16 protein-coding genes are annotated in these 12,472 nt (G+C 37.6%); 13 read left to right on the top strand and 3 right to left on the bottom strand.

The features are described from left to right. The first annotated feature begins 535 nt into the window (after positions 1-535). The 7 genes from MK405_RS08525 (at position 536) to MK405_RS08495 (ending at position 6,292) form a co-directional block, all read left to right on the top strand. Positions 536-718 carry a 4-hydroxy-3-methylbut-2-enyl diphosphate reductase gene (locus MK405_RS08525; RefSeq protein WP_268704783.1) on the top strand — a complete coding sequence of 61 codons (183 nt, stop codon included), beginning with the start codon at positions 536-538 and terminating at the stop codon, positions 716-718. Positions 719-793: 75 nt separating this feature from the next. Continuing rightward, positions 794-1,009, top strand: a complete 216-nt coding sequence (locus MK405_RS08520) for a hypothetical protein (protein ID WP_000043341.1) — start codon at positions 794-796, stop codon at positions 1,007-1,009. A gap of 51 nt (positions 1,010-1,060) precedes the next feature. Further along, entirely contained in the window at positions 1,061-1,219 is a 159-nt protein-coding gene (locus MK405_RS08515; RefSeq protein WP_229104548.1) for a hypothetical protein, read from the top strand. Between the two features lie 423 nt (positions 1,220-1,642). Continuing rightward, positions 1,643-3,715, top strand: a complete 2,073-nt coding sequence (locus MK405_RS08510; protein ID WP_268704782.1) for an HsdM family class I SAM-dependent methyltransferase — start codon at positions 1,643-1,645, stop codon at positions 3,713-3,715. A gap of 47 nt (positions 3,716-3,762) precedes the next feature. Beyond that, positions 3,763-4,881 (top strand): restriction endonuclease subunit S, encoded by a 1,119-nt coding sequence (locus MK405_RS08505; RefSeq protein ID WP_268704781.1) that lies wholly within the window; start codon positions 3,763-3,765, stop codon positions 4,879-4,881. 29 nt (positions 4,882-4,910) lie between these two features. Then, positions 4,911-5,810, top strand: a complete 900-nt coding sequence (locus MK405_RS08500; protein ID WP_195594939.1) for a DUF6731 family protein — start codon at positions 4,911-4,913, stop codon at positions 5,808-5,810. Further along, positions 5,807-6,292: a hypothetical protein gene (locus MK405_RS08495; RefSeq protein ID WP_195594937.1), complete on the top strand. Its 486-nt coding sequence runs from the start codon at positions 5,807-5,809 to the stop codon at positions 6,290-6,292. The genes MK405_RS08500 and MK405_RS08495 overlap by 4 nt, the downstream gene beginning before the upstream one ends. A gap of 285 nt (positions 6,293-6,577) precedes the next feature. Here the strand turns inward: MK405_RS08495 and rpmG are convergent, their stop codons facing one another. Next, positions 6,578-6,727 (bottom strand): 50S ribosomal protein L33, encoded by a 150-nt coding sequence (gene rpmG / locus MK405_RS08490; protein WP_001265622.1) that lies wholly within the window; start codon positions 6,725-6,727, stop codon positions 6,578-6,580. Between the two features lie 15 nt (positions 6,728-6,742). Continuing rightward, a complete protein-coding gene (gene rpmF / locus MK405_RS08485) occupies positions 6,743-6,925 on the bottom strand; it encodes a 50S ribosomal protein L32 (RefSeq protein ID WP_000290417.1) in 183 nt (60 codons plus the stop codon). Between the two features lie 220 nt (positions 6,926-7,145). Here rpmF and ilvD point away from each other — a divergent pair, with 220 nt between their 5' ends. Further along, positions 7,146-8,849 (top strand): dihydroxy-acid dehydratase, encoded by a 1,704-nt coding sequence (ilvD, locus tag MK405_RS08480; protein ID WP_061452965.1) that lies wholly within the window; start codon positions 7,146-7,148, stop codon positions 8,847-8,849. Between the two features lie 174 nt (positions 8,850-9,023). Here ilvD and MK405_RS08475 read toward each other — a convergent pair whose 3' ends face one another. After that, complete coding sequence (locus MK405_RS08475) at positions 9,024-9,365, bottom strand: metal-sulfur cluster assembly factor (RefSeq protein ID WP_001204050.1); 342 nt, start codon at positions 9,363-9,365, stop codon at positions 9,024-9,026. Positions 9,366-9,532: 167 nt separating this feature from the next. On the opposite strand from MK405_RS08475, the gene hisS reads away from it, so the two are divergent. From hisS to MK405_RS08450, 5 genes are all read left to right on the top strand, one after another. After that, complete coding sequence (hisS, locus tag MK405_RS08470; RefSeq protein WP_070479542.1) at positions 9,533-10,813, top strand: histidine--tRNA ligase; 1,281 nt, start codon at positions 9,533-9,535, stop codon at positions 10,811-10,813. Positions 10,814-10,959: 146 nt separating this feature from the next. Continuing rightward, complete coding sequence (locus MK405_RS08465; RefSeq protein ID WP_084945484.1) at positions 10,960-11,163, top strand: helix-turn-helix transcriptional regulator; 204 nt, start codon at positions 10,960-10,962, stop codon at positions 11,161-11,163. Beyond that, positions 11,163-11,366, top strand: coding sequence for a hypothetical protein (locus tag MK405_RS08460; protein ID WP_001046116.1), 204 nt, complete (start codon positions 11,163-11,165; stop codon positions 11,364-11,366). The genes MK405_RS08465 and MK405_RS08460 overlap by 1 nt, the downstream gene beginning before the upstream one ends. Next, entirely contained in the window at positions 11,363-11,713 is a 351-nt protein-coding gene (locus MK405_RS08455) for a PspC domain-containing protein (protein ID WP_268704780.1), read from the top strand. Before MK405_RS08460 ends, MK405_RS08455 begins: the two co-directional genes overlap by 4 nt. Before the next feature lie 18 nt (positions 11,714-11,731). Next, positions 11,732-12,466: a DUF3169 family protein gene (locus MK405_RS08450; RefSeq protein ID WP_268704779.1), complete on the top strand. Its 735-nt coding sequence runs from the start codon at positions 11,732-11,734 to the stop codon at positions 12,464-12,466. The last annotated feature ends 6 nt before the right edge of the window (positions 12,467-12,472 follow it).

The raw sequence follows: 12,472 nt of genomic DNA, 5'->3' as shown, positions 1-12,472 counted from the left end.
TGCTTTATCTTAAACCGTTGATTTCTGGGTTTGTTCAGTTATTTGTTCAGTTCTAAACTTTTTAGTGCAGTTTCATAGAATGAGACTGCTTTTTTTGCGTTCTCTTTTGAGAGGTAAAAAGAAGCGTGACCCTCCCACAGCTATAGAGCTTTTAGGCGGGAAAACCACACTTCTTTCTTGAATTAATTTTACATCATTTTGACTTAAAAAACAAATAGAGGCGTCCCACCTCCTACCGCAGAAAGATCTGTTTCAAGGGGAGATGGAAAACCTCTATTCATTAAATAGATTATAATCGAAAAAATGAATTGACGCAAGTATATTTAATGCCCACCCATTGGTGATAGTCGGTTCCTTTGCATGCTATAGCATACGACATTTTACAAGGAAAATAAAGTAGTAAGCTAGTCTAATGGAGTATCTGTAGTACTTTAGCAAACAAGGTATGCTATAATGCTTTTAACAGGAACTAAAAGCCATTAGTAAATAACTAATATTGGGTCATATTGTTCCGCTGTTAGAGAGAAGGAACTCAATGAAACTATGGGAATGTGTTGATAAAAATGTTCGCCTTATTTTAGAAGATGGGACTTCCATCAAGGGCAGGGTGGTTGATTGGTTTGATGGTTATGATTTAGATGGTCCTGACGAATTAGTCATAGGTGATCGCTCATATCCTGAAGATATTATCAAGAAAATCAAAATTATTAGTGCTTAGTTCAACCTAGGCGATTTTATCGACTAACTATAAAAAGTATAAGAACTATCGAAAAAATAGCAGAGAGGAAAATAAATGAGTAAACAGCTTTGGAAGTATCTTCGATCAAGGGTTCAGATAGTTACTAATTGCGATAAGATAATCAAGGGACGTGTCATAGACTTTGTTGACGAAATGGACAATGATGAGCAAGATGAAATCACTATTCTCATTGCTAATCCTAGTCCAGATGAAGCTACTGAAATTTCTCTCTTTGAGAGTGAGATTGTCTCGATTAAAACAATCTCATAGGACTTAGAACAATTTAGGTGCTTTTACCTGCCTTATTTGAAAGAAAACACTATGGAAAAGGATTTAGTTTATATGGCAATATTAGATGATTTACAAGAGTTATATGACAATGGTTGGGACGCCTCTTTTGATTATAATGGTCAAGTATGTGGGATTTTTCCTAATTCTGTTCATGATATTGTAGTGGTGATTGGAGATAAGGAATACTAGGTATCATCATTCATTGATCTGATTTCTCTAAAAATTGACGATAACACTTTAGTAGAAATTATGGATGGAATTGAAGTGCAGTATTATTAAAATAAAAATCATCTTTGATGAATGAACTGCACCCCAAAAATTAGATTTTATTTGTCAAACTTTTAAAACGCCGTTTAATACGCTACAATGCTCTTAAATAAAGGAAGAACTATTATATAATACGGTCTATACTCCTTATAGAGAAGACAAAATTCTTGAAACAGAGTTAAAATTTCAGCATGGTATCATTAAAGCTGGACAGGATTACATAAAATTTTTATATGACACACATAAAAGTAGAAATGAAACTTGGAACAAACTAAGGGAAGAGAGTGAAATGTGATATAATTATGTGGTGTAGAAAATAATTAAAAATCAAAATGGAAAGAACTAATGACAACGAAACAGAGTAAAGAAGTAAAGATTCAACGTGAAGTTGAAAAATGGCTAACATCTTATGGCATAGAGTTCGTGACACAAAATGAAAGTGTCAATCCTGAGATTGACAAAGCCTTGTTAAAAGCTCCCTCAAAAACAGGTGGTGAGGGAGCGAATCTGGTTGATGTTAAACTATTATTGACAGATAGCAAATTAGACTATTACCCTATTATGATTGAATTGAAATGGGGAAGTAATAAACTTGAAAAGCTAGATAAAGAAGGCCATGTCGCAAATACGAGAACAAGCGGTAAAGAAAAAGGGGAACCAAATTATACTAATATCAACGGCTATGCGGTGAATGGAGCAGTTCACTATGCCAATGCCATTCTTCAATATTCTAGTTATACAGATGTCATTGCCATTGGGATTACGGGTGATGAAGACGAGGCAGGCAACCTTGAAACTCGTTTTGGGGTTTACTATGTTTCTAAGTCTAACTATGGTATTGGTCAAAAAGTTAGCGAGTATTCAGATTTATCTTTCTTAAAACCTGAAAATTTTGATGAGTTTACAGAAAAGGTCAAAGAGCTACAACTGTCAGAAGATGAATTACGTTTGATTCATCAAAAGCGTGAAGATAGAATTGAAGACGCTTTAACAAAGATAAACGAAAGCCTTTTTAATAAGCAAAAGAATATAAGTTCCTTAGCACGTATCCACTTAGTGGCCGCCAGCATCATGGCAAATTTAGGGGTTGCAGGTGAAGTTAAACCCTTAGAACCAGCAGACTTGAAATCTTCTAGAGAAGAAGATAACACAGACGGAGATATTTTAATTCGTAAAATCAAGGCATTTCTGAAAGAAAAGAATCTACCACGAGACAAACAAAAACAAATCTTGCGTCATTTAGAGCCTACAATTCTTGAACCTAGCTTTTCAGATCCAAGAAACGGGGTATCACTTCTTAAAGAAATCTTTACAGAAGTGATTGATGACTTAGGTTATTTTTACAAAATCGGAGTGGATACAGACTTTACAGGAAAGCTCTTTAATGTCATGTTTAGATGGTTGAGTTTTGCAGGTGATGACCAGAATGATGTAGTTTTAACTCCTCGATACGTGGCGCTTCTTATGGCGAAATTAGCACGAGTAAACAAGGATTCCTATGTCTGGGACTTTGCGACTGGGTCAGGTGGTCTTTTAGTGGCTGCTATGAATCTGATGTTAGATGACGCTAAAAAGGAAATCGCAAGCCCTGATGAACTCAGAGAAAAGGAAGAAAAAATTAAGGCGGAACAAATTCTCGGAATTGAAATTCTTCCAGAAATATACATGTTAGCTGTTCTGAATATGATTTTGATGGGGGATGGTTCAAGTAATATCCTACAAGATGATAGTTTGAGAAAATTTGATGGGAAATATGGCTATGGTAAAGATAATGAACATTTTCCAGCAGATGTTTTCCTTTTGAATCCTCCTTACTCTGAAACGGGAAATGGTATGAATTTTGTCAAGCGTGCCTTGTCCATGATGAAAGGGGGTTACGCCTCTATCATAATCCAAGATTCGGCAGGTGCAGGAAAAGCCAAGGAAATAAATCAGAAGATTTTAGAACAGAATACGCTTTTAGCGTCAATCAAAATGCCGATGGATATTTTTATTGGTAAATCTAGCGTACAAACTTCCATCTATGTTTTTAAGGTAGGAGAAAAGCATGAAGTCAAACAGCGAGTGAAGTTTATTGATTTACGCAATGATGGTTATAAGCGTTCAAATCGTAAGAAATCAAAAGCTAGCACTAACTTACAAGATATCGATAATGCAATAGGACGCTATGAAGAGGTGGTTAATCTCGTTAAATTTGGTAAAGATGAGTTAAACATTTTTACAGAAAAAGAGTATATTGAAGATGCTATTGCTCTATCTGGTGAAAAACACGGTGAAGACTGGAATTTTGACCATCATGTTCAGTTAAATACCATACCTACCATAGATGATTTTAGAAAAACTATATCTGATTATCTAACATGGGAGGTCGCTCAGCTAATCCAGAATAGAGGAGAAGATAACTCAAAAAAATCATAGGCCCTCAACTTCAAGAACTTAATAAAGAATTTGAAGATGGTGGGGGCGTGTGGAAAAAGTATCGGATAGTAGATATTTTTGAAGTGAAAAATACTCATAATATCTTGAGCTCTTGGATAACTGAAAATAGTGGTTCTGTTCCGTATTTGACAGCAACTCAGAATAATAACTCTGTATCAACTTTTATATCATATGATAAAGAAATGATTGATGAGGGAAATTCTATATTTATTGGTGGGAAAACACTTGTTATTTCTTATCAAGAAAAAGATTATTTTTCAAATGATAGTCATAACTTGGCACTGTATTTCAAAGATGAAATACATAGGACGAAACCAATTCAGCTTTATATGGTTTCTGCTTTGTATAAATCCTTAAAACCTTTATACATTTGGGGAAACTCAATTTCAAAACAAAAAATTCAAAATGATTTTGTTTCATTTCCAACCCTTAATAATAAAATAGCATTTTCATATATGGAAAGTTACATCAAAGCGCTCGAGGCGGAACGCATCGAGACGCTCGAGGCGTATCTATTAGTAAGTGGTTTTAAAGATTATCAATTGACCCAAGAGGAAGAAGACGCTTTAGAGGCATTTGATACCCAAGAATGGCAAGAGTTTCGCATGGGTGATTTATTTGATAGAGTTAAAACTAAGAAATTACCTCATAAAGCAAAAGAATTACCAAAAGAGCCACAAGGGGAGTACAGCTTACCAGCCTTGACCTCTAGTTTTATGAATCAAGGGTTAAACTACTATGTTCCTAAAGAAGGAGCAACAGTTTTACAAAATGTTATCTCTATCCCGTCTAACAGCGATGTGTACAGAGCTTACTTCCAATCACAAGAATTTACTGTTTTGTCTGACGCTTATGCTATTGATTGGATTGGTTCGGATAAGCAACTAAGACCGAATGACTATCTCTTTATGGTTCCAAGTATCAATAAGGTTACAGATCTACCAATTTACTCTTATAAAAACAAATTAGGTGGTTGGAACGTAGTTAAGGATAAACTGATAAAATTACCAGTTAATGAACAAGGTGAAATTAATTTTGATTATATGGCAACCTTGGTGCAGGCGATTAAAAAATTAGCTATTAAAGATGTCGTCTTGTACGCTGATAAACAAATTGAAGCAACAAAAGAAGTTGTGGCAAAATAAATTTTCGTGTGAAATAAAAAGAGGTACAAATGGTTAAATCTAAGCAGGTGAGATTCTACTTTCATCAAGTTGTGAATAATGGACAAACAATTGATTTATCCGAAGTTTTTGATGAAGTCGCTAAAACTTATAAAGCAAACTTAAATGAAAGATATACATTTGAGATTGCTGGAGATAAATATAAATTAGAGCAATTAAACCGACCTAATTATTCGGAGCCTTATTATCATCTAGTTATAGAAGAGTTAAGGGATTTCAATTTTCCAAGTAAAACAAAATTATTTGGGGAATCTCAAGAATTGGGATTGGCTGAGGATGAGTTTCTAGGAGAAAAAATGTCAGCATTGTATGATTATGAAAATGCGATATTTATGCTTCAAGTTAACCGAAATTCAATCAGTACCAATAAGTTTGAATCTTTTTTAAGTGCATTGCTAGAAAAATTAGACTATTCTAGTTGTGATATAAGACTTCCGATTATTATACAAGCAGATGCAGAAAGCATTGCAAAGAGTTTCAAGGGATATAAACATGTAGCTATCAAAATGGAGGAAAAGAGTTCACCGAGTGATAATTTTGATTTAATCTCAGCTATAAAAAATGCTATATCTTCAAGTAAAGATTCAAATTTATTTGATGTTGAAATTTCATTGACTGCAAAAAAAGAGACAGGTAGTAAAGGAGAGTATTTACCAGACAGCATTGTTAATGAGATTATGTCTATTAATAGAGATGGTGTCAAAAAATTACATGTTAGAGGACGAAATCTTGATGAAAAAATTGAAACAGTTGATTTGATTTCAAATAAATTGATGGAAGTAATTCATTTTCAGTATGATGAGAATAGAACGTTGAACCCAGCTTCAGTATTTTCTGAAATGTCAGTAAGATATACAAAAGTAAAGAGTAAGGTTTTAAGAAATAAATGAAAGCAATAAAACAAAAAAGATTTTGGATTTTCTACGGTGTAAGTGCAATATTAATTATCCTAGTAAGTATTCCACTCTCTCGTTGTTTAGTAAAATTGAATATAAATGATTTTGTCGGAGATGTGCTTAACTTTTCTTCAATAATGACAGGTTTTTTAGGAGCTATGTTAGGTATACTTGCTTCAATTTCAAAATCTACGGCGATTATGAAAACAATATTTGAGACAAAAAGAGCAAAGTTACAATTAATACTCTCAATTATAGTTCCATTTGCTGTTGGTATGGTAAATATCATTGTATGTGCTTTTTATAGATTATTTTTATCAAACGGTCTTGATGTAAAAATATTGAGCATTTTGTTTTGGTCATCAACGTTATTTTTCCTAGTTTCGAGTGTTTTGATGGTTGTTCTGATTTTTATTTTTTATTTTTTTGAAAATGATGAAATTGACAATACGATGATGAAACCACAGAAAAAATAAAAACGAAGTCTGGTTTTAGCCTGCGTTTGGGATTCCACAAAGTTTAGAAAAGACGACGCAATTTCTAGTATTTTTAGGAATGAGAGTACAATAAAAAGGAGCTTCATCTCATGATGAAGCTCCTTCTCTTGCTTTTAATTGTCCGAATCAGTATTCTTATTTCAAAAAAGGTAGTGAAATAAGAATACTGATTCGGTTGATTTATCTTGCAATGTAATAAAATTTAAAATTTCAAAAATTGCTTAGAATCAAGGTTTCTCACGTCTGTTGACATGTAGTGAATCCCTATTTCACTTCTGTAAACACAACGTGTTTGCGAAGTTTTGGTGAGTATTTCTTCAATTGAAGACGGTCTGGAGTGTTACGTTTGTTTTTAGAAGTAAGGTACAAGCGTTCACCAGATTCTTTGTGTTCAAGTGTAATATTTACGCGCATGGTATCTCCCTTCTATTATTCAGCTGATGCAGCTTTAGCGATTTTACGTCCTTTGTAGTATCCTTTAAGTGATACACGGTGAGAACGTGAGTAATCTCCAGTAGTTTCGTCAAAGTTTACAGATGGAGCTGTTACTTTGTAGTGTGTACGACGTTTGTTTTTCTTCGCTTTTGAAGTGCGACGTGCAGGTACTGCCATTTTGATTTCTCCTTTAGGTATTTATATTCGATTCAATCTAGTGATTTTCATCAACCATACTAGGATAACACATTTTTTTTGTAAAGTAAAGTTACTTGACAAAAAAAGATGAAAAAATTAGAAGTTGTTAATCGGAATTTTCTGAAAATTCAAGAATTTTCTTCTGTTCATTGCTTTTGAAATGTGCTATAATAGTAAAAACTGAAATGGGAGGGATAAGATGACTGAATTAGATAAACGTCACCGCAGTAGCATTTATGACAGCATGGTTAAATCACCAAACCGTGCCATGCTGCGTGCGACTGGTATGACAGATAAGGACTTTGAAACACCGATTGTGGGAGTGATTTCGACTTGGGCGGAAAATACACCATGTAATATTCACTTGCATGATTTTGGGAAATTGGCTAAAGAAGGTGTCAAATCTGCAGGTGCTTGGCCTGTTCAGTTTGGTACTATTACCGTAGCGGACGGGATTGCCATGGGAACGCCTGGTATGCGCTTCTCTCTAACATCTCGTGATATTATTGCGGATTCTATCGAAGCGGCTATGGGGGGGCACAACGTCGATGCCTTTGTTGCTATCGGTGGCTGTGACAAGAATATGCCTGGTTCCATGATTGCCATTGCTAATATGGATATTCCAGCTATTTTCGCCTATGGTGGTACCATTGCGCCCGGAAAGTTAGATGGTAAAGACATCGACTTGGTTTCTGTATTTGAAGGGATTGGGAAATGGAATCACGGTGATATGACAGCTGAGGACGTGAAACGTCTCGAATGTAATGCCTGCCCTGGGCCTGGTGGCTGTGGTGGTATGTATACTGCTAATACCATGGCGACCGCTATCGAAGTTCTAGGGATGAGTTTGCCAGGGTCTTCATCTCACCCAGCTGAATCAGCTGACAAGAAAGAAGATATCGAAGCAGCAGGACGTGCTGTTGTCAAGATGCTGGAGCTTGGTCTCAAACCATCCGATATCTTGACTCGTGAAGCCTTTGAAGATGCCATCACTGTAACCATGGCTCTCGGTGGTTCTACAAATGCTACTCTTCACTTGCTTGCCATTGCCCATGCGGCTAATGTTGACTTGTCACTTGAGGACTTCAATACAATCCAAGAACGTGTGCCTCACTTGGCCGACTTGAAACCATCTGGTCAGTATGTCTTCCAAGACCTCTACGAAGTCGGTGGTGTGCCTGCGGTTATGAAATACCTCTTGGCGAATGGTTTCCTTCATGGCGACCGCATCACATGTACTGGTAAGACAGTCGCTGAAAACTTGGCCGACTTTGCAGACCTCACACCAGGTCAAAAAGTCATCATGCCACTTGAAAATCCAAAACGTGCAGATGGTCCGCTTATTATCTTGAACGGGAACCTTGCCCCTGACGGTGCGGTTGCTAAAGTATCAGGTGTTAAAGTGCGTCGTCACGTTGGACCGGCTAAGGTCTTTGACTCAGAAGAAGATGCTATCCAGGCTGTCTTGACAGACGAAATCGTTGATGGCGATGTAGTCGTTGTTCGTTTCGTGGGACCTAAGGGTGGTCCTGGTATGCCTGAGATGCTGTCCCTTTCATCCATGATCGTTGGTAAAGGTCAAGGAGACAAGGTTGCCCTCTTGACGGATGGCCGTTTCTCTGGTGGTACTTATGGTCTGGTTGTTGGACATATCGCACCTGAAGCTCAGGATGGTGGACCAATTGCTTACCTTCGTACAGGCGATATCGTTACAGTTGACCAAGATACCAAAGAAATTTCCATGGCCGTATCCGAAGAAGAACTTGAAAAACGCAAGGCAGAAACAACCTTGCCACCACTTTACAGCCGTGGTGTCCTCGGTAAATACGCCCATATCGTATCATCCGCTTCTCGTGGAGCCGTGACAGACTTCTGGAATATGGACAAGTCAGGTAAAAAATAAACAAGAAAAGCAAGCCAACTTCGGCTTGCTTTTTTTAATCCTCAAAAGTGATTTGCCTGCTTATACTTAATAAAAATCAAAGAGCAAACTAGAAAGCTAGGCGCAGGTTGCTCAAAGCACAGCTTTGAGGTTGGAGATAAAGCTGACGTGGTTTGAATTTGATTTTGAAGAGTATTAACGAGGCGGTAGCCCAAGGGCAATACGGCCGTAGCGACTAATTCGTGTAATCTTCCAAGCGGGAGACCAGGTAACTTCAACCTTGACATCTTCGATACCCTCGATTTGTTTCAGACCTGCGACGATTTCGATAGGCAGGCTTTCGGCGCAATCACAGGCAGTATCAGTGAAGGTCATGACGATCTTGCAGAGACCTGTTTCGTCCAGATTGATCTCATAAATCAATCCTAGATTGTAAACATCCAATTCCACATCTGTATCAAAAACCTTCTCTAGTTTATCGATAATTTGATCTTGCAAGGCCAAAGCGCGGTCATTGATTTTGATATCGTCTCTCATAACAGTCCCTCCACGTGATAAATATCCTCTATTTTCTCATAATTCTGACAATTTAGCAAGTTTTTGATGAATTTTCTGAAAAGACTCTCTTGAGAATTCCTACTCTCACTGTTTTAATCCCTCTATTTATGGTAAAATAAGACTATTAAGTTTAAAGAGGATTCCCTATGAAATTACAAAAACCAAAAGGAACGCAGGATATTTTACCTGCTGAGTCTGCTAAATGGCAGTACGTTGAGGGCTTTGCCCGTGAAATTTTCAAGCGCTATAACTATGCAGAAGTGCGCACGCCTATTTTTGAGCACTACGAGGTCATCAGCCGCTCTGTCGGAGATACAACGGATATCGTAACCAAGGAAATGTATGATTTCTATGACAAGGGTGACCGTCATATCACCCTCCGTCCAGAAGGAACTGCGCCAGTTGTCCGTTCCTATGTGGAAAATAAACTCTTCGCTCCAGAAGTGCAAAAGCCAAGCAAATTTTACTACATGGGCCCTATGTTCCGCTATGAGCGTCCACAGGCAGGTCGTTTGCGTCAGTTCCACCAGATTGGTGTTGAGTGTTTTGGCTCAAGCAATCCAGCTACCGATGTGGAAACCATCGCTATGGCAGCTCATTTCTTGAAAGAAATCGGCATCCAAGGTGTCAAATTACACCTCAACACTCTTGGAAATCCTGAGAGCCGTGCGGCTTACCGTCAGGCCTTGATTGACTATTTGACACCGCTCAAGGAGACCTTGTCTAAGGATAGCCAACGTCGTTTGGAGGAAAATCCTCTCCGTGTCTTGGACTCTAAGGAAAAAGAAGACAAGGTAGCAGTAGAGAATGCGCCGTCTATCTTGGACTTCCTTGATGAAGAAAGCCAAGCTCATTTTGATGCCGTGCGTCAGATGTTGGAAAATCTGGGTGTAGACTATATCATCGATACCAATATGGTACGTGGTTTGGACTACTACAACCACACGATTTTCGAGTTTATCACTGAGATTGAGGGCAATGATTTGACAGTCTGTGCGGGTGGTCGTTACGATGGTTTGGTTGCCTACTTTGGTGGTCCTGAAACTGCAGGCTTTGGCTTTGGACTTGGTGTAGAGCGTCTGCTTCTTATCCTTGAAAAGCAAGGTGTGGCCCTCCCTATCGAAAACGCTCTAGATGTCTATATCGCAGTCTTGGGAGAAGGCGCAAATGTTAAGGCCTTGGAATTGGTACAAGCCCTTCGCCAACAAGGATTCAAAGCAGAGCGTGACTACCTTAACCGGAAGCTCAAAGCTCAGTTCAAGTCCGCCGATGTCTTTGCGGCTAAGACTCTTATTACTCTAGGCGAGAGTGAAGTTGAAAGCGGACAAGTGACGGTTAAGAACAACCAAACTCGAGAAGAAGTTCAAGTGTCACTTGATGCTATTAGCCAAAACTTCTCAGAAATCTTTGAAAAATTAGGATTTTAATGACAGATAACCTGGTCAGGAAACCATTCCTGACCTTTTTATTTTGCAAAATGACAAAAATCTTAAACTTTTTGACAAATATGCTTGTCAAAAAGAAAAAGATGTGTTACAATGAAATCAAGATAAGAACAAAGGAGAAAAAAGACATGCTAAAAAATCGTCTAAAAGAGCTTCGGGCTCGCGATGGCCTGAATCAAACAGAGCTGGCCAAACTAGCTGGCGTGTCCAGGCAAACCATCAGCTTGCTTGAGCGGGATGAGTACACCCCGTCCATTGTGATTGCCTTGAAAATATCTCAGATTTTCAACGAAACAGTCGAATCGGTATTTCGCTTGGAGGAGGACGAGTGATGAACAAGTATAAAGTGATTTATTATCTATCTATAGTTGTGTTTATCGTTAATCTTTTGGCTATGATCGGAAGCCTATTTGGTTGGTTTACAATTGTTGAAAGTAAATACCTCTTCTGGATTAACATAGTTTTACTATTAGTCTTTAGATGGGTAGAGAGAAAGATAAAGTTTAAAGAGATTGTAAAAGGAGAAAAGTTATGAAAGAGTTTTCAGCGGGTTTTCAAGTCGATACTGAACACAAAGCACTTGCAGGTGTTTGTGCAGGTTTAGGAAATTATTTTAACATTCAAGCCAATATCGTTCGTTTGGTGACAGTTTTGTTGTTTCTCTCTTCTACAGAGATTGGTATTTTAACAGTTACAGCCTATGCTTATCTAGCAGGTTGGCTTGGCAATGAACCCTTGGGGGATGGAGCAAAAAAAGCTAGAAACCAAGCTATTCTCTTACTTGCTGTTTGTTTGATTTTGGTGTCACTTGGAACAGAAGGTTTGGTCGCTATCTTTGAGTCAGGTAAGGACTTTGGTCAGTGGTTAGTTGGATTGGTTTAGTTTAGAAAGAGTATGAATATGAAAAAGAAACGTGGATTGTTATTTCTAATGGCTGTTATCTTGGGAGGCTTCTTGGGCATGTTTGCAGGGATGTTTAAGGCCTATACCGAAAACTACGGAACCATTTTAGATGTCAAAACCGTGACTCCATGGATATCATCTATTTGTTTACTGTTAGGTTTCATTAGTATGTTTTTGACTTTCGATTTCTTAAAGAAAAGCAGAACATTTCACTCCTTGTATCAAGAGGAAATGGATGATGATCTGAATGAAACCTATTATGTACAAATGTATCGTAATCTCGAGTTTGGAACTATTGCTTTTAATAGTACAGGTGTAGCGATTTTTTTGGCTCTTTTCATCTCAGGTAGTGAAGTCATTGTACTAAATATCAGCTATATAACCTTATCTCTTTCTTTTTTGGCATTAGTGATGATTTTCAGTGCTCAAAAATATCTCTATAAGACCATTGCGATCGTTCGTCAGTTTGATTTGGAATTCTTCTCTACACCAAAGGATGTCTTGGACTACATAAACTCCTATGATGAAGGGGAGCGTCAGGCTAATTTGGAACAAAGTTTTCGAATTTTATTCCAATTAAATCAGTATGTCTTGCCAACTTTGTACTTTCTAATTGCTCTCTTTTCCTTATTGACAGGAGAAATTCAGCTACTAGCCTTCTTGCTTGTAGGAGCGATCCATATTTATATCAATGTGATGCAATTACCTATGGTAAAACGTTATTTCAAATAAAGGAGT

It is taken from the genome of Streptococcus oralis (assembly GCF_026782345.1).
GTDB lineage: Bacteria > Bacillota > Bacilli > Lactobacillales > Streptococcaceae > Streptococcus > Streptococcus oralis_CK.
This window is presented reverse-complemented; position numbering and strand designations above follow the sequence as displayed.

Coding starts and splice junctions, on each gene's coding strand:
- rpmG (WP_001265622.1), bottom strand. CDS start 6,727: ATGCGCGTAAATATTACACTTGAACACAAAGAATCTGGTGAACGCTTG.
- MK405_RS08515 (WP_229104548.1), top strand. CDS start 1,061: ATGGAAAAGGATTTAGTTTATATGGCAATATTAGATGATTTACAAGAG.
- MK405_RS08510 (WP_268704782.1), top strand. CDS start 1,643: ATGACAACGAAACAGAGTAAAGAAGTAAAGATTCAACGTGAAGTTGAA.
- MK405_RS08450 (WP_268704779.1), top strand. CDS start 11,732: ATGAAAAAGAAACGTGGATTGTTATTTCTAATGGCTGTTATCTTGGGA.
- MK405_RS08495 (WP_195594937.1), top strand. CDS start 5,807: ATGAAAGCAATAAAACAAAAAAGATTTTGGATTTTCTACGGTGTAAGT.
- MK405_RS08520 (WP_000043341.1), top strand. CDS start 794: ATGAGTAAACAGCTTTGGAAGTATCTTCGATCAAGGGTTCAGATAGTT.
- hisS (WP_070479542.1), top strand. CDS start 9,533: ATGAAATTACAAAAACCAAAAGGAACGCAGGATATTTTACCTGCTGAG.
- MK405_RS08475 (WP_001204050.1), bottom strand. CDS start 9,365: ATGAGAGACGATATCAAAATCAATGACCGCGCTTTGGCCTTGCAAGAT.
- MK405_RS08525 (WP_268704783.1), top strand. CDS start 536: ATGAAACTATGGGAATGTGTTGATAAAAATGTTCGCCTTATTTTAGAA.
- rpmF (WP_000290417.1), bottom strand. CDS start 6,925: ATGGCAGTACCTGCACGTCGCACTTCAAAAGCGAAGAAAAACAAACGT.
- ilvD (WP_061452965.1), top strand. CDS start 7,146: ATGACTGAATTAGATAAACGTCACCGCAGTAGCATTTATGACAGCATG.
- MK405_RS08500 (WP_195594939.1), top strand. CDS start 4,911: ATGGTTAAATCTAAGCAGGTGAGATTCTACTTTCATCAAGTTGTGAAT.
- MK405_RS08465 (WP_084945484.1), top strand. CDS start 10,960: ATGCTAAAAAATCGTCTAAAAGAGCTTCGGGCTCGCGATGGCCTGAAT.
- MK405_RS08455 (WP_268704780.1), top strand. CDS start 11,363: ATGAAAGAGTTTTCAGCGGGTTTTCAAGTCGATACTGAACACAAAGCA.
- MK405_RS08460 (WP_001046116.1), top strand. CDS start 11,163: ATGAACAAGTATAAAGTGATTTATTATCTATCTATAGTTGTGTTTATC.